At 53.8% G+C, this 17146-nt stretch carries 12 protein-coding genes; 5 read left to right on the top strand and 7 right to left on the bottom strand.

What is annotated here, in order from left to right:
* Positions 1-508 precede the first annotated feature (508 nt).
* The 3 genes from copA (at position 509) to ybaK (ending at position 4594) form a co-directional block, all read left to right on the top strand.
* Positions 509-3010: a copper-exporting P-type ATPase CopA gene (copA, locus tag MUU46_RS05250; protein ID WP_258965005.1), complete on the top strand. Its 2502-nt coding sequence runs from the start codon at positions 509-511 to the stop codon at positions 3008-3010.
* Between the two features lie 100 nt (positions 3011-3110).
* Positions 3111-3914: a TraB/GumN family protein gene (locus MUU46_RS05255; protein ID WP_258965006.1), complete on the top strand. Its 804-nt coding sequence runs from the start codon at positions 3111-3113 to the stop codon at positions 3912-3914.
* Between the two features lie 200 nt (positions 3915-4114).
* The gene (gene ybaK, locus MUU46_RS05260; RefSeq protein WP_258965007.1) at positions 4115-4594 is read left to right on the top strand and encodes a Cys-tRNA(Pro)/Cys-tRNA(Cys) deacylase YbaK; all 480 of its coding nucleotides are present in this window, start codon (positions 4115-4117) and stop codon (positions 4592-4594) included.
* A 71-nt stretch (positions 4595-4665) separates the two neighbouring features.
* Here the strand turns inward: ybaK and ushA are convergent, their stop codons facing one another.
* The gene (gene ushA, locus MUU46_RS05265) at positions 4666-6318 is read right to left on the bottom strand and encodes a bifunctional UDP-sugar hydrolase/5'-nucleotidase UshA (protein ID WP_258965008.1); all 1653 of its coding nucleotides are present in this window, start codon (positions 6316-6318) and stop codon (positions 4666-4668) included.
* A gap of 174 nt (positions 6319-6492) precedes the next feature.
* Here ushA and MUU46_RS05270 point away from each other — a divergent pair, with 174 nt between their 5' ends.
* A complete protein-coding gene (locus tag MUU46_RS05270) occupies positions 6493-7713 on the top strand; it encodes an MFS transporter (protein ID WP_258965009.1) in 1221 nt (406 codons plus the stop codon).
* Positions 7714-7947: 234 nt separating this feature from the next.
* Positions 7948-9624 (top strand): YbaL family putative K(+) efflux transporter, encoded by a 1677-nt coding sequence (ybaL, locus tag MUU46_RS05275; RefSeq protein ID WP_258965010.1) that lies wholly within the window; start codon positions 7948-7950, stop codon positions 9622-9624.
* 93 nt (positions 9625-9717) lie between these two features.
* Here ybaL and MUU46_RS05280 read toward each other — a convergent pair whose 3' ends face one another.
* The 6 genes from MUU46_RS05280 to recR form a co-directional block, all read right to left on the bottom strand.
* Positions 9718-11022 carry an inosine/guanosine kinase gene (locus tag MUU46_RS05280; protein ID WP_258965011.1) on the bottom strand — a complete coding sequence of 435 codons (1305 nt, stop codon included), beginning with the start codon at positions 11020-11022 and terminating at the stop codon, positions 9718-9720.
* 77 nt (positions 11023-11099) lie between these two features.
* Entirely contained in the window at positions 11100-12062 is a 963-nt protein-coding gene (hemH, locus tag MUU46_RS05285) for a ferrochelatase (RefSeq protein WP_159752498.1), read from the bottom strand.
* 246 nt (positions 12063-12308) lie between these two features.
* Positions 12309-12953, bottom strand: a complete 645-nt coding sequence (gene adk, locus MUU46_RS05290; RefSeq protein ID WP_159752496.1) for an adenylate kinase — start codon at positions 12951-12953, stop codon at positions 12309-12311.
* Positions 12954-13056: 103 nt separating this feature from the next.
* Positions 13057-14376, bottom strand: a complete 1320-nt coding sequence (locus tag MUU46_RS05295) for a hypothetical protein (RefSeq protein ID WP_258965012.1) — start codon at positions 14374-14376, stop codon at positions 13057-13059.
* A 172-nt stretch (positions 14377-14548) separates the two neighbouring features.
* Positions 14549-16423, bottom strand: a complete 1875-nt coding sequence (gene htpG / locus MUU46_RS05300; protein ID WP_258965013.1) for a molecular chaperone HtpG — start codon at positions 16421-16423, stop codon at positions 14549-14551.
* A 108-nt stretch (positions 16424-16531) separates the two neighbouring features.
* On the bottom strand, positions 16532-17137 hold the full coding sequence (gene recR / locus MUU46_RS05305; RefSeq protein ID WP_159752490.1) for a recombination mediator RecR: 606 nt from the start codon (positions 17135-17137) through the stop codon (positions 16532-16534).
* Positions 17138-17146 lie beyond the last annotated feature (9 nt).

A 17146-nucleotide genomic window follows, 5' to 3' on the forward strand; every position in this document is an offset into this window, starting at 1 on the left:
ATTCATCTTCTGAATATTTCATTCCCTGTAGTGGGTAAGATGCTCACATATAAGTGGGCGTTGTACTTTTACCAGTATTATCAATAAACGTAAAGCGATTGCAATTTCATTAAGACGACCTTCAAGAATAAATTAAACACTAGCCCTCTCCCTTTAACAACCCCATCACTACTGGCTTTCAGGTCGATTTAATACATGAATAAGTATTTTACAGAGTCTATTTATGGACTTTACACATGTGAATTAAGTGTTTTTAAGAACTTTTCACGCACAATTAATTGCACCTTATTAATAACCATGCGGAATACATGAAGAAATATCATAAATACAATCTGTGAAAAACATTCCATTTATCTATCTTAAATACTCCCTTAGAAGAAAAAATATCCCGTTAGCAGCTGTAAAACACGCTTGACCTTCCCCTTGATGGAAGGTTTAAGCTTTAGCACAGTGCTAGAAAGAAACAGCGTCGACGCGGTTTGTCGACTCATCCATCAGGAGAATGAATATGTCTCAAGTTATTGACCTTACGCTGGACGGCCTCACCTGCGGTCACTGCGTTAAGCGTGTTAAAGAAAGTCTGGAGCAGCGTCCGGACGTTGATCAAGCCGACGTGACGACCACTGAAGCACGTGTCATCGGCAGCGCCAGTGCGGAGCAGCTGATTGACACCATCAAACAGGCCGGATACGGGGCGGAGCTTAGCCACCCAAAGGCTAAGCCGCTGACAGAGTCATCACTCCCGTCGGAAGCACTGACAGCGGTCCCTTCAGCGCTTCCGGCAGCCGATGACCTTGATGACAGCCAACAGCTGCTGATCAACGGTATGAGCTGCGCCAGCTGTGTCTCCCGGGTTCAGAACGCGCTTGCTGCCGTTCCGGGCGTCACCCAGGCACGGGTCAATCTTGCGGAACGCACGGCGCTGGTCATGGGCAGTGCGGCCGCCACCGATTTAGTGCAGGCGGTGGAAAAAGCGGGCTACGGCGCAGAAGCGATTGAAGATGATCTGAAGCGTCGCGAGCGTCAGCAGGAAACCGCCGTCGCCACCATGAAACGCTTCCGTTGGCAGGCGATTGTCGCGCTGCTGGTCGGTGTACCGGTCATGGTCTGGGGAATGATCGGCGACAACATGATGGTCACTGACGCCAACCGTTCCCTGTGGCTGGCGATTGGCCTGGTGACGCTCGGCGTGATGGTTTTCGCCGGGGGCCACTTCTATTCCAGCGCGTGGAAAAGTCTTAAGAATCGCACCGCGACCATGGATACGCTGGTCGCCCTCGGTACCGGTGTGGCCTGGCTCTATTCGATGAGCGTCAACCTGTGGCCGCAGTGGTTCCCGATGGAAGCCCGGCATCTCTATTATGAAGCCAGCGCGATGATCATCGGTCTGATTAACCTCGGTCATATGCTCGAAGCCCGTGCACGTCAGCGTTCCTCTAAAGCGCTGGAAAAACTGCTCGACCTGACCCCGCCGACTGCCCGCGTAGTGATGGAAGACGGTGAAAAGTCGGTGCCGCTGGCAGATGTACAGCCGGGGATGACGTTGCGCCTCGCCACCGGCGATCGCGTTCCGGTTGATGGAGAAATCACTCAGGGTGAGGCGTGGTTTGACGAAGCAATGCTGACCGGCGAACCGGTTCCGCAGCAAAAAAGTGACGGCGACAACATTCACGCCGGGACGGTCGTGCAGGACGGGAGCGTACTGTTCCGCGCCAGTGCGGTCGGCAGCCATACCACGCTGTCGCGCATTATTCGCATGGTACGCCAGGCGCAAAGCAGCAAACCGGAAATCGGCCAACTGGCTGACCGCATCTCTGCGGTGTTTGTTCCGACTGTGGTCGCCATCGCGTTACTGAGCGCTGCGATCTGGTATTTCTTCGGCCCGGCACCGCAAATTGTCTACACCCTGGTGATTGCCACCACGGTGCTGATCATCGCCTGTCCGTGTGCATTGGGACTGGCAACGCCGATGTCGATTATCGCCGGAGTCGGTCGCGCGGCTGAATATGGTGTACTGGTGCGCGACGCCGATGCGCTACAGCGCGCCAGCGAACTTGATACGCTGGTGTTCGATAAAACCGGCACCCTGACCGAAGGCAAACCGCAGGTTGTGGCGGTGAAAACTTACGGTGATATCGATGAAGCGCAGGCCCTGCGCCTGGCGGCTGCGCTCGAGCAAGGATCGAGCCACCCTCTGGCTCACGCCATCATTGAAAAAGCCGGTGAAACGCAGCTGCCTCAGATTTCTGCATTCCGCACCCTGCGGGGTCTGGGCGTGAGTGGCGAAGCCGAAGGCCACGCATTACTGCTGGGGAATCAGGCGCTGTTAAATGAGCAGCAGATTGCTACATCAGATATTGATGCAGAGCTTGAAGCGCAAGCAGCCAAAGGCGCGACGCCGGTACTTCTGGCGGTCGACGGTAAAGTCGCGGCGCTGTTTGCCATTCGTGACCCGCTGCGGGCTGACAGCGTAGCCGCCCTGGAAAGACTGCACCGCGAAGGCTATCGCCTGGTGATGCTGACCGGCGATAACCCGATTACCGCCCGGGCGATTGCCAAAGAAGCGGGTATCGATGAGGTAATTGCTGGCGTATTACCGGATGGCAAAGCCGAAGCGATTAAAAAATTGCAGGCTGAGGGCCGGAAAATAGCGATGGTCGGCGACGGTATCAACGACGCCCCGGCGTTGGCGCAAGCGGAAGTGGGTATCGCGATGGGCGGCGGCAGCGACGTTGCCATCGAAACGGCGGCCATCACCCTGATGCGCCACAGCCTGGTCGGTGTCGCTGACGCGCTGGCTATTTCAAAAGCGACGCTGCGTAACATGAAGCAGAACCTGCTGGGGGCATTTATTTACAACTCGCTCGGCATTCCAATTGCCGCCGGGATCCTCTGGCCACTGACCGGAACGCTGCTCAACCCGGTGGTCGCAGGTGCGGCAATGGCACTGTCGTCCATCACCGTAGTCAGTAATGCCAACCGCCTGTTGCGGTTTAAACCTAAACGCTAAACTGCCACGCGCCTGCCAGAAACAGGGGCCGGCGGTGATTTAGGCATTGAGCACCCAACCCTGACGCGTTAGCATGATCTTTTACCTTCATGGAGCGCATATGGGACTGTTTCAACGCGTAAAATCTTCGCTATGCGCCCTGTTCCGTGGCCGTTATCCGTGGCCCGGCATAGACATCACGCTCGCAGGTGGGCAACAACTGCATCTGGTCGGCAGCATTCATATGGGCACTCGCGATATGTCGCCGCTGCCCACACGGTTGATCAAACTGATTCAGCAGGCCGATGCGCTGATCGTCGAAGCCGATATCACCGGCAGCGAGACGCCGTTTCGTGATCTCCCGACGTATTCACCGTTGCGTGAGCGTCTGAGTGAAGCCTGTTTCCAGCAGTTGGAAAAGCTGACCGACGAGCTTGGGCTTTCCGTAGCGCTTTTCGACAGCCAGCCGCTGTGGCAGGTGGCCATGGTGTTGCAAGCCACGCAGGCGCAAAAGCTGGGTTTACGTCCTGATTACGGGATTGATTATCAGCTGCTAAATGCCGCGCGGGAAGCGAACCGTAAGGTCATCGAACTTGAAGGGGCCGAGAGCCAGATAGCGCTGCTGCGTTATATGCCTGACAACGGATTGGCGCTGCTGGAAGATACCCTGACCCACTGGCACACCAATGCGCGTTTGCTGCAGGTGATGATTGGCTGGTGGATGGAGCAGCCGCCGGGCGAAACACCGTCGCTGCCGAATACTTTCAGTCACTCGCTGTACGACGTGTTGATGCATCAGCGAAACCTGGCCTGGCGGGAAAAATTGCACGCATTGCCGCCGGGGCGCTATGTGGTTGCCGTCGGGGCATTGCATCTATACGGGGAAGGTAATTTGCCGTCGATGCTGCGATCGACGCTTACATAAAAAAGTGGCCAATATTTCTATTGGCCCGTCAAAGAGGAATTTCATCGTTATTATTATCCCGAAGTTCGCACTTCGGATCCTCAGATTGTCGCTCAAAGTCACCATCACTGCCAACACTATTGCGCAAGATAGTACTATTTTTTCGACAATCTTCAGGCGTATGCTGGCCCCAGTTCACCTTGGTTGTAAGAAGGATCGTTATGACTCCCGCCGTTAAGTTACTCGAAAAAAACAAGATCTCTTTCCAGCTCCACAGCTACGATCACGATCCGAATGAAACCAACTTTGGCGATGAAGTGGTGCGTAAACTCGGTCTGAATGCGGATCAGGTTTACAAAACGCTGCTGGTGGCGATGAATGGCGATATGAAGCATTTGGCTGTAGCCGTGACCCCCGTCGCGACGCAGCTGGATTTGAAAAAAGTCGCCAAAGCATTGGGCGCGAAGAAAGTCGATATGGCAGATCCGATGGTCGCCCAGCGCATCACCGGGTATCTGGTGGGTGGCATTAGCCCGCTGGGGCAGAAGAAACGCCTGCCGACGCTGATTGACACTCCAGCTCAGACTTTCGAGACGATTTATGTGTCAGGTGGAAGACGCGGGCTGGATATTGAATTAGCGGCGAGCGATTTGGCAAAGATGCTGGATGCGAAATTTGCGGATATTGCGCGACAGGATTAATGCCCCAAGAAGGCGTCGGCCCGGTCAGCTTGCGCCGCCGGACCGACAAAACGGTTCTCTTCAAAGACAACTTACTGCCAGCTCACTTCCCCTTTCGGTTCGTAAGCATTCACATCCAGCGGTGAGTTTTGCTCGATATACTGTTTCAACACTTCCGCGTCGATAAACCCGGTATTCACATAACCCGGTTTGGTATCAATATGCGGATAACCATCACCGCCAGTGGCGTTAAAATTCAGCGTCGCCATGCGGTATGTTTTGTTCGGGTCAATCGGCTCATCTTTGATTTTCAAGTCGTTCAGCTGACCGTCTTTCGCCACAAAACTGACGTTCGCAAACTGCGGATACGCCCCTGAATCCGGTTTCATCTGTGCTACTGCCGTCAGATAATCCGTCACTTCTTTGCCGGTCATGTCGACATACACCACCACATTGCCGAACGGCTGCACTTTCAGCACGTCTTTGTAAGTGATTTTCCCTGCTTCGATGGAATCGCGGATACCGCCGCCACTCATTACGGCGAAATCCGCATTGGTGCGTGCCATTTGCGCCGACAGAATCAGATGACCCATGTTGGTTTGCACGAAACGCACTTTGCTGCGATCGCCTTCAAGATGGCCGTTCACATCACCCACTTTCACTTCCAGCTGCGCTTTGCCTTTGTTCTGGAACGGGGTCAGCAGCGAGAGCATCTGCGGGTTTTCCGGGATCTGCGGGGTGTAAAGTACGCGCTCACTTTGCCCGTTATCGTAGGTCACCTTTTTCTTCAGATTGACCGGGATCAGCTGGTAATGCACCAGCTTCATTTCGCCGTTGCGGAACTCGAAATCAGCCCGGCCCACGTATTTGCCCCATTCATGAGCCTGCACAATCCAGATGCCGTTTTGTTTATCCGGCGCGCACGGTGTGCCCGGCACGTAATCGACCTGCTTTTTATTCTCCGACGCCATGCAGACCGGGTCCTGTGAGTGTCCCCCCACAATCATCGCCAGTGAACCGGCGGGCAGGCTGCGCGCCATTTCCACATCGCCTGCCGCGTTCGAGCCATGATTGCCGTTGTCATAATGCCCCATGTGCGTGGCAGCGAGGATAACGTCCGGCTTCTGCGTTTGCTGCAACTCCTGGATTACCAGCGTCGCTTCTGCGGCCGGATTACGGAATTCGATATCGGTGAAGTTTTCCGGGTTACCAATTTTGGCGGTGTCGTCGGTGGTTAAACCAATCACCGCAATTTTCAGTCCCTGACGGTTAAACAGCGCCCACGGTTTAAACAGGCGTTCACCGGTACTTTTCTGGTAAATATTGGCGGACAGAAACGGGAATTTAGACCATTTTTCCTGCTGACGCAGAACCGACAGCGGGTTATCGAACTCATGGTTACCGACCGCCATCGCGTCGTAGCCGACCAGATTCATACCGCGGAAATCGGGCTCCGCATCCTGTAAATCAGATTCCGGCACGCCGGTGTTGATATCACCACCCGACAACAACAACACGCTGCCACCTTCCGCCGCCACTTCTCTACGAATACCGTCCACCAGCGTCTTTTGCGCCGCCAGACCGTATTCACCGTATTCGCTGCGCCAGAAATGGCCGTGGTGATCGTTGGTATGCAGGATGGTAATTTTGTAGGTTTTATCCTGCTCATACGCTTGCACTTGCAGGCTGGTCAGCGACCATGCTGCCAGAATTGCCAGTGCCACACCGCGTTTCAAACATTTCATGACTCTCTCCCTGACTGAATGACAAGTGCAGAAATTACAATGAGTAACAAGCATAGACAAATATGTTTTCAGAATTGAGACTTTCTTCAAACGTCCGACACCGTTATCTTAGTCTGATAATTATTACAGAGTCGATTTTCCCCAACGTCGCAATCAACTACTTAAGTGAAATCTATGGCAATCAGTGAAACCAGTCCGACGCTGTCAGGCCCGTCTGCGCCGCCGCAAAAGGCCAGAACCTCCTTTGGCATTCTGGGCGCAATCAGCCTTTCTCACCTGTTAAACGATATGATCCAGTCGCTGATCCTGGCGATTTACCCTCTGCTGCAATCGGAGTTCTCCCTGACCTTCGTGCAGATTGGGATGATAACCCTGACCTTCCAGCTGACCTCTTCGCTATTGCAGCCAGTGGTCGGCTACTGGACCGATAAATACCCGATGCCGTGGTCGTTGCCTATTGGCATGTGCTTTACCCTGAGTGGGCTGGTTCTACTGGCAATGGCAGGCAGCTTTGAAGGCGTGGTACTTGCGGCGGCATTGGTCGGGACCGGTTCATCGGTGTTCCATCCGGAGTCTTCCCGCGTGGCGCGTATGGCCTCCGGTGGGCGTCACGGCCTGGCGCAGTCGCTATTCCAGGTCGGTGGCAATTTCGGCAGCTCGCTGGGCCCCTTGCTGGCGGCGCTGGTCATCGCGCCCTACGGAAAAGGGAACGTGGCGTGGTTCGTGCTCGCCGCGCTGCTGGCGATTGTGGTTCTGGCGCAAATCAGTCGCTGGTACGCCGCTCAGCACCGGATAAACAAGGGTAAACCGGTCGCGAAGATTGTTAATCCGCTGCCGCGTAACAAAGTAATACTGGCCGTGAGCGTCCTATTGCTGCTGATATTCTCGAAATACTTCTATATGGCGAGCATTAGCAGCTATTACACCTTTTATCTGATGCATAAATTCGGATTATCGGTCCAGAATGCACAGTTCCACCTATTTGCCTTCCTGTTCGCGGTGGCGGCAGGAACGGTGATTGGCGGGCCTGTCGGCGATAAAATCGGTCGTAAATACGTAATTTGGGGCTCTATCCTCGGTGTTGCGCCGTTTACGCTTATTTTACCCTACGCAACACTGGAATGGACCGGGATTTTAACGGTGATTATTGGATTTATCCTCGCCTCGGCATTTTCTGCCATTCTGGTGTACGCCCAAGAGCTGTTACCGGGCCGAATCGGCATGGTTTCCGGTCTGTTCTTTGGTTTTGCATTCGGGATGGGTGGCCTTGGGGCCGCAGTTCTGGGGGTGGTTGCCGACCATACCAGCATAGAAGAGGTCTATAAAATCTGTGCTTTCCTGCCTTTACTCGGGATGCTGACTATATTCCTGCCTGACAATCGACATAAAGACTGATTTTTTGGCCGTCAGATTAAAAATCTGGCGGCCATTTCCCTAAGGTTTATCAGTCCTCTCTCTTCATGAATTCCTTTCTTTCCCCATCTGGGCTATTTTTTCATCCAATTCCTTTTTTATTATTAATTCAACAATAATTCATAAACAGAATACTCAAAATTGTCATAAACTATTACTCAGCTTTTTGGCTTTTTAGGCCAGAAATGGAACCTTGCAGCCACGAAAGGAGACGGAATGCATCACGCGACACCGCTAATCACCACCATTGTAGGGGGGCTCGTCCTCGCCTTTATCTTCGGTATGATCGCCAACAAGCTACGTATTTCTCCTCTGGTGGGTTATTTATTAGCAGGTGTGTTGTCAGGCCCCTTTACACCCGGCTTCGTGGCCGATACCAAACTTGCCCCTGAACTGGCGGAACTCGGCGTAATTTTGCTGATGTTCGGCGTGGGACTGCATTTCTCGCTGAAGGATTTGATGGCGGTAAAGGCCATCGCCATTCCCGGCGCCATCGCACAAATTGCGGTCGCCACGCTGCTGGGTATGGCGCTTTCAGCAGGCTTAGGCTGGCCGCTAATGACCGGCATCGTGTTTGGTCTGTGTCTCTCTACCGCCAGTACCGTGGTGCTGCTGCGCGCGCTTGAGGAGAGGCAGCTGGTCGACAGCCAGCGTGGGCAAATTGCCATTGGCTGGCTGATTGTCGAAGATCTGGTGATGGTGCTGACGCTGGTCATGCTGCCTGCGATTGCCAGCATGACCGAGCAAGGCGACGTGGGCTTCGCCACGCTGGCGCTCGATTTAAGTTTGACCATCGGCAAAGTTATCGCCTTTATCGCCGTGATGCTGCTGGTAGGGCGTCGTCTGGTGCCGTGGATTTTAGCCCGCAGCGCTGCCACCGGCTCTCGCGAACTGTTTACCCTGTCGGTGTTGGCGCTGGCGCTGGGCATTGCCTTTGGCGCGGTCGAGCTGTTCGACGTCTCCTTCGCCCTCGGCGCCTTCTTCGCCGGTATGGTGCTCAACGAATCTGAACTCAGCCATCGCGCCGCACACGATACGCTACCGCTGCGCGATGCATTCGCGGTGCTGTTCTTTGTGTCCGTCGGGATGTTGTTCGACCCGATGGTACTTATCGAGCAGCCGCTGGCGGTGCTTGGCACGCTGGCGATTATCATCTTTGGTAAGTCGGTCGCCGCGTTTGCGCTGGTTCGCCTGTTCGGGCATTCGCAGCGCACCGCGTTGACCATCGCCGCAAGCCTGGCACAGATTGGTGAATTCGCATTCATTCTTGCCGGCCTCGGAATGGCGCTGGGGCTGCTGCCACAGGCCGGACAGAATCTGGTGCTGGCGGGTGCGATCCTGTCGATTATGCTCAACCCTGTGCTGTTTGCGGTGCTGGAAAAATACCTCGATAAAACCGAAACCCTCGACGAGCAGACCCTCGAAGAAGCGATTGAGGATGAAAAACAGATCCCGGTGGATATCTGTAATCATGCGCTGCTGGTTGGCTTTGGCCGCGTCGGCAGCCTGCTGGGCGAGAAGCTGATGGCCCAGGGCATTCCACTGGTGGTGATTGAAACATCACGCACTCGTGTCGATGAGCTGCGCGAGCGCGGCATTCGGGCGGTGCTCGGCAATGCGGCGAGTGAAGAGATTATGAATCTGGCGCATCTTGATTGTGCACGTTGGCTATTGCTGACGATTCCAAATGGCTACGAGGCGGGCGAGATTGTCGCGTCGGCCAGAGAGAAATGCCCGACCGTGGAGATTATTGCCCGCGCGCATTACGACGATGAGGTGGATTACATCACTGAGCGTGGCGCGAATAAGGTCGTGATGGGCGAACGTGAGATTGCCAATACGATGTTGAGGCTGCTGGAGAAACCGGCGGTGGGTGAAGTCGTAACAGAATAAGGCTCTATAGACACGGTCAGCACAGCGCCACCGGCTGTCTAACGTAAATGCCCGACGGCGCGTTGCCTGTCGGGCCTGCACAACCAACATCGCTTACCGATCCCAGTAAGACTCTTCCAGGCTGTCTTCCCGCTCCGGCAAACCGCGCGTCAGGCGTGGAGAATGCTGATTAAGCACCTGATAACTCACGCGGTTAGCGTATTTACACACCTGTGCCAGCGAGGAATAGGTCAGCCACGTGAACGCGTGCTTACTGGAGTTCGGTACGTTGCTGCGGTGGAAATTATTCGCAGTGATGTCATGCAGCAGCGCCGCCAGCGCACCATCGCCTGCGCCGTTGGTGTTCATGATTTTCTCCGGGCCGCCCATGTACGGGGCGATGTGGGAGTAAATACGCAGCGGCTGCTGACAATCTTTGTGACGCATCGGCCGGCTGAATTCATACTGGTTAAATTCGGCAATCGCCCCCGGCAGCAGCGGATGCTGCGTCAGACGCTTTTTCTCTTCTTCGGTGAAGCCCGCCATATACAGCCCAACCGGGCCTGCGGTGCAGAGCACTAAATCGACCCAATCCAGCGCTTTGTCAGACGCCAGCAGCGGGTCAGCAATGCCAGTCAACGCTTCGGCCTCTTCTTCGTTCATCGCCAGAATAGAGACGTTTTCTTTGAGGAACGACTGCCACCAGGCCGGATCGTCCGCAATGACGTATTTGGTTCCCAGCGTCAGTACCACCGGCACGTCATGCTTTTTGGCGTATTCGACCGCCTTCATGGTCGCGTCACGCATCGGCTCGCCGGGCTTGCAGCGTACCAGATATGACGTCAGCACCAGCGCCGACGCGCCCGCAATCACATCTTCAGGAATGCTCTCTGCATGCAGTTGGTTCATGTGGCCAGGGCTAATCGCAAAGGTGCGCTCGCCGCTGTCGCTGATAAGCGTGAAGCAGCGACCGATTGGGCCTTCTACGCCCTGCAAGTAGTTGAGGTCGGTGCGGCTGGAGGTGTTGCAGAGATAGCGATAGGCGTAGCCGCCGATTTCGATGTTGCTGCACATCACGCCGAGCAGGACCGAGCGGTCGTCCGCCAGCACCGAGTAGTTGTGCATGGTATTGCCAATGGTGCCACCGGCAAACTGATGGGTAATCAAACCCTTACTCACCAGTTCCTGATAAAGCGCTTCCGCCACATCGTCTTCAATCACCAGCGAATGTCCGCTACTCAGGCCGTAACGGGCGACAAACCCGTCATCCACTTTGGCTTCAATATCTACCAGCGTCTGATCGATACCGACCACCCATGAGGCACTGTTTTCAGTTTCAGGCTGGATCTGCTGCAACAGCGGATCGCGGGCGTTTACGGGGAAGTAATGTTTGGATTTGCGTTTACCGGGAAATTTCATGAGATGTGGTCAGGTGGCTATGAATAAGCGGAGAATAGTAGCATATTCTCCACCCGTTCGCTGTCCTGACTGCGGGTCTAGCGGTATGGCGCGGTCAGATTGACCATCATCTCAATGTGTTCAGCCGAAGCATTTAGCGCAGGAATGTATTCATACTTTTTGCCACCGGCTTCCAGGAAGAACTCTTTGTTCTGCACTGCGATTTCCTCCAGCGTTTCCAGACAATCTGCCGAAAAGCCCGGGCACATCACCTGCACATGCTGCACGCCTTTCTCGCCGAGCATTTTCAGCGTTGCGTCAGTGTATGGCGTTAGCCATTGTTCGCGGCCAAAACGCGACTGATAGGTCATCATCACTTTGTCAGGTGAAATGTCGAGGGCGGAAGCCAGCTCGCGGGTGGTATCACGACAGCGCTGCGGATAGTCATCGCCTTCGTCAGCGTAGCGCTGTGGAATACCGTGATAGGACAGCAGCAGTACGTCGGGCTCGCCGTGTTCGGCAAACGAGGCTTTTGCACTGCTGACCAGCGCCTGGATGTAGTCATCATCGTCGGCGTAATCACGAATAAACGAGACGCCGGGAATATGACGTTTGGTGGCTAAAATTCGGGCCAGTTCATCCCACACCGCCGCGGCGGTCGAACAGGAATACTGTGGATACAGCGGCAGGACGACTATGTGATCGACGTTATGGGTCAACAGCTCTTCCACCGCGCTTGCCAGCGATGGCGAGCCGTAGCTCATGCCAAGCACGACTGGCGTGTCCGGTAAACGCTTAGCCAGCGCCTGCTGCTGCTGACGGCTGTACACCATCAACGGCGAGCCTTCGTCCATCCACACGGACTGATAGAGTTTCGCTACACGCGGTGAGCGCAGCGGCAAAATCACGCCACGCAGAATCGGCCACCACAGGGCACGCGGAGTATCGACGACGCGTGAGTCGCTGAGGAACTGGCGCAGATAGCGTTTAACCGCTTGCGGGGTGGGTGCATCGGGCGTGCCGAGGTTAGCTAACAGAATGCCGGTTTTCGTCTGACGCATTGCCGCCTCTTAGTCGTTAAATGGCTGATAATTGTAGCCGAAACGGCACAGAGAAGTATCTATTGGTGTGAAAGGTGAGATGAGAAATTTTCTCACCCGGGAGCCAGGTGAGAAACATGCCGCCATTCAGGCTGCATCCTGGTGGGCTACGCTCGCTCACCCCAGTCAAATCGTTATCGATGCTCCTGGGGATTCACGTGCTTGCCGCCTCGGTGCAGCCAGAAGGATCTCGTGTTTTAAACGAGATTAGCCGAGGATTTTAGCCAGTTCAGCGCGAACGTCAGCCACGGCTTGGGTGCCGTCAACTTTGGCATACTTGGTGTTGCCAGCCTGCGCTTCTTTGGAGTAGTAGCCGATCAGCGGCGCAGTCATCTGATGGTATTCCACCAGGCGCTTACGCACGGTTTCTTCCTGATCGTCTTTGCGGGTGGTCAGCTCTTCGCCGGTCACGTCGTCTTTCCCTTCCACCTTCGGTGGATTGAATTTGATGTGGTACACACGGCCGGAAGCAGCGTGTACGCGACGACCGATGATGCGGTCAACGATCAGTTCGTCTGGTACCGCAAACTCGAGCACGTAATCCACGTTGATGCCCGCGTCTTTCATCGCATCAGCTTGTGGAATGGTGCGTGGGAAGCCGTCGAGCAGGAAACCGTTACGGCAGTCTTCTTGCGCAATGCGCTCTTTCACCAGGGCGATAACCAGTTCATCAGTCACCAGCTTGCCAGCATCCATGATGTCTTTTGCTTGTTTGCCAAGCTCAGAGCCTGATTTCACTGCGGCACGCAACATGTCTCCAGTGGAGATTTGCGGAATACCGTACTTCTCCATGATGAACTGCGCTTGAGTTCCTTTACCCGCGCCCGGAGCGCCAAGCAGAATAATACGCATTGCGTAATTCCCCATTCGTTTCGATTTTGTGGATAGATTTCTGAGGGGTGACCTTACCATTAAAGCTGTCTTCATCTCAAGAAAGCCAGCCGAGATCCCTCAGTTAACTCCAGGTCCGCCAGCGATTGCCATGATAATCGGCAATCGACTTAAAGGTTACGGTTCCCCCCGACTGCGTCATTAATAAACGCCAGTTACCCCGTCCGTTAGCACCCAATCCTGGAAGATCACAAATGCGATAACCCTCTATTATTTTTCCCGGTATTCGTCCATTTTCCGCATCCTGACGTATTTCACTAATTTTATTCAGTGTGGATTTATAGACGCCATCGTTCCCAAACGTCCGAAGTAATGCCAGCTGCCCTCTAAAATAGGGATCGTCAATCACCGTATAGCGGGTGGCCGATTTACCTTCGCGAGCAACCGCAGGGGGATGGTCGGCGCTGGTGGCTTGCCCTTTTTTCCGACGTTGAGTCATGATCGAACGGGAAGACACCTCAGTGGGAAAAGAAACAGGCTGAGTATCAGGGACGACCGGAAGAGGGTGAGGATTTGAAGGGTACAGAATGACATATTCTCCACAACCACTTCGCAATGCATTCTTCAGCGTCTGCATATCCACTACCCCATTCGTGGGTATAGGGCATGAAACAAAGACAAATACATTATTATTTCCAATAGGTTGAATGAATTGCGTTATATTACCAAAGGGTTTTTTCTGTGCTATTGCCTCAATGCGTCCCCGCATTTCTCTAAACTCAGGATGATTTCTAAAAAATTTAGCAATGAAGTCGTCACGGACTCTGTCTCTTAACGTTCGTGAGATCCGGAGAAAATCATCATTATTCATAAAACTATTCACCGCAACGTACGATGTCCGAAATGATTTGACGGCACCATTACTCAGATCCAGCTTAACTATCCAGCAGTGATGGCAGCAATAGCGCCACTTATTGGGGATCCACAGATAATTATTCCAGGTTGTTTTTATAATCTTAAGTTTTTTTAGTTGTGTCTGAGCCGATTTCACCAGGCTATTCCTGGACAACGTCGCGCCTCCGGTAATGGTCACAAAGATACGCTTTATGTCGATGTTCTGTAATAGTGAGATAAAACTCTCTAACTCAGAGCATTGATCACCCTTACCCTGAATGGACTCTTTTATATAAAAAATACCCCCTCGCTTTGATATTTGGTCATAAACACTAATAATAACATCCTCTTCCGTACCATCGCTAATGCAATACAGGGCCTCTTCTGATGAGCGATCAAATGTACCTCGCAGACCTCCGGGTACAATCAGCGTATTTTCCGGCTGAAACCCTCGCTTCCCCCCCTGAATCGAAGACAGGCCGGAGTAAACATTATTAAAATATCCATTACACCTGACGATAGGTGACGGTAATTGATTGGTTGCGGGCATACAAAATCCTTATGAATAATTGCATCAATGGGAAAATGAAAATACCGCAAGAAAATACCGCAAGAGGAAATTAAAAACTATATTCAGGTTCACAACATATAGACAAGGGAATAATCGCGAGAAATAAAAAAGCCCCGAAATAATTTTCCGGGGCTTTTCATTATTCTTATAATTAATTAGTCAGCAAGGTATTCATTCGTTTGATGAACAGGTTAGGATCTTCCAGGGTGCCACGTTCGGCAAACAGCGCCTGATCCAGCAACAGTTCAACCCATTCGCCAAACTTGCCATCATTCTGCGTATCAGCCGCACGTTTCACCAGCGCATGATCCGGGTTCAGTTCAAAAATGTACTTCACTTCCGGTACGCTCTGCCCCGCCGCCGCGAACAATTTCGCCATCTGGGTGCTCATTTCATCGGCTTCGGTGGTGACAATCGCCGGAGTATCGGTCAGGCGATGAGTCAAACGCACTTCTTTCACGCGCTCGCCCAGCAGGGTTTTCACGCGATCAACAAACGGCTCCAGCGCTTTTTCGGCTTCTTTGGTGCTGTCATCCACGTCATCTGTCAGCTTATCCAGCGACTCATCGGCTTTTGCCACCGACTGGAACGCTTTGCCGTCAAACTCAGTCAGGTAGCTCATCATCCATTCATCGATACGATCGGACAACAGCAGCACTTCGATGCCTTTCTTACGCAGCAGTTCCAGATGCGGGCTACTCTTCGCCGCGGCGTAGCTGTCAGCGGTGATGTAATAAATCTTCTCCTGCCCTTCTTTCATGCGGGAGACGTAATCTTCCAGCGACACGGTCTGCTCGGAAGAATCGGTATGGGTGGACGCAAAGCGCAGCAGTTTTGCGATGGTCTGCTGGTTGGCGTTATCTTCCGCCGGACCTTCTTTCAGCACTAAGCCGAACTGTTTCCAGAAGGTCTGGTATTTTTCCGCGTCGTGTTTCGCCAGTTTTTCAAGCATCTGCAGCGCGCGTTTGCTCAGGGCAGCACGCAGATTACGGGTAACGGTGCTGTCTTGCAGAATTTCACGGGAAACGTTCAGCGGCAGATCGTTAGAATCAATCAGGCCACGGATAAAGCGCAGGTAGTTCGGCATGAACTGCTCGGCTTCGTCCATGATGAACACGCGCTGCACGTACAGTTTCAGACCGTGCTTGTGGTCACGGTTCCACATATCCCACGGTGCCTGAGCCGGAATGTACAGCAGGCTGGTGTATTCCTGTTTACCTTCCACGCGGTTGTGGCTCCAGGCCAGCGGGTCGGTAAAGTCATGGGCGATGTGCTTGTAGAATTCATTGTACTCGTCGTCTTTAATCTCAGACTTGTTGCGAGTCCACAGCGCCTGGGCTTTGTTGATTTTTTCCCATGACACGACAGTTTCGCCGTCAACGTCTTCCGTTTTCTCAATCTCAACCGGCAGTGCGATGTGATCGGAGTATTTGCTGATTATCGAACGTACGCGCCAGTCGTTGAGGAAATCGTCTTCGCCTTCGCGCAGATGCAGCGTGATTTCGGTGCCGCGATCGGCTTTGGTGATGTCGGCAACGGTGTATTCACCTTCGCCTTCGGACTCCCAGAACACGCCGTTCTCGGCGCTGTCGCCTGCCGCACGGGTGCGCACTGTGACTTTATCCGCCACGATGAATGCCGAGTAGAAGCCGACACCGAACTGACCGATCAGCTGGCTGTCTTTCGCCTGGTCGGAGCCCATGGATTGTAGGAAGGCTTTGGTGCCGGATTTCGCGATAGTACCGAGATGATCGACCACGTCGTCGCGGTTCATGCCAATACCGTTATCGGCGATGGTCAAGGTGCGTTTTTCCTGATCAAACGAAACGCGCACGCGCAGTTCGCCGTCACCTTCATACAGAGAGGCGTCAGACAGCGCGCGGAAACGCAGCTTATCCGCCGCATCGGAGGCGTTGGAAATCAGCTCGCGCAGGAAAATTTCTTTATTGGAGTAGAGCGAGTGGATCATCAGGTGCAGAAGCTGTTTTACTTCTGACTGGAAACCGCGAGTTTCTTGTCCTTTCATCGGAAAATTCCTCAATGCCAATTAAATAGAATAAAAAAGCGTTGAGTGGGAGATGGGGCTCAGAGAGGAACTTTTCAAGCGGGAGAACGCGATTGTCCTCCCGATTGGTTAAAAACGAATCTTGTGGCGACCTGCAAGGGAGTGCGACAGCGTGGTGCCATCAACCATTTCCAGTTCACCGCCGACCGGTACGCCGTGCGCAATGCGACTGGCTTCTACGCCATATTGCCCGCAGAGTTCAGCGATGTAGTTGGCGGTCGCCTCCCCTTCCACCGTGGGGTTCGTGGCGAGGATCACTTCTTTCATCTGTTCGCTGCTCAAACGCGCTTCGAGCCTGTCGAGGCCGATGTCGTCCGGTCCGATGCCGTCGAGCGGTGACAAATGGCCCATCAGCACGAAGTAACGCCCGGAAAACTGCCCGGTTTGTTCGATGGCGTAGATGTCTGCTGGACTCTCGACCACGCAAAGCTGACCGTTTTCCTGACGACGCGGGTTCGAGCAAATGTTACACACGTCCTGCTCGGTGAAGGTCCGGCAATCAGCACAGTGGCCAATTTCAGACATTGCCCGAGTCAGCGCCTGCGCCAGGCGCATTCCACCGCTACGATCGCGTTGCAACAAGGTAAACGCCATGCGTTGGGCAGACTTCGGACCCACGCCAGGCAGGCAGCGGAGGGATTCCATAAGGGCGGTAAGTAAAGGACTGGTTTGCATCGCTCAGAC

It is taken from the genome of Scandinavium tedordense (genome assembly GCF_024764965.1).
Taxonomy (GTDB): domain Bacteria; phylum Pseudomonadota; class Gammaproteobacteria; order Enterobacterales; family Enterobacteriaceae; genus Scandinavium; species Scandinavium tedordense.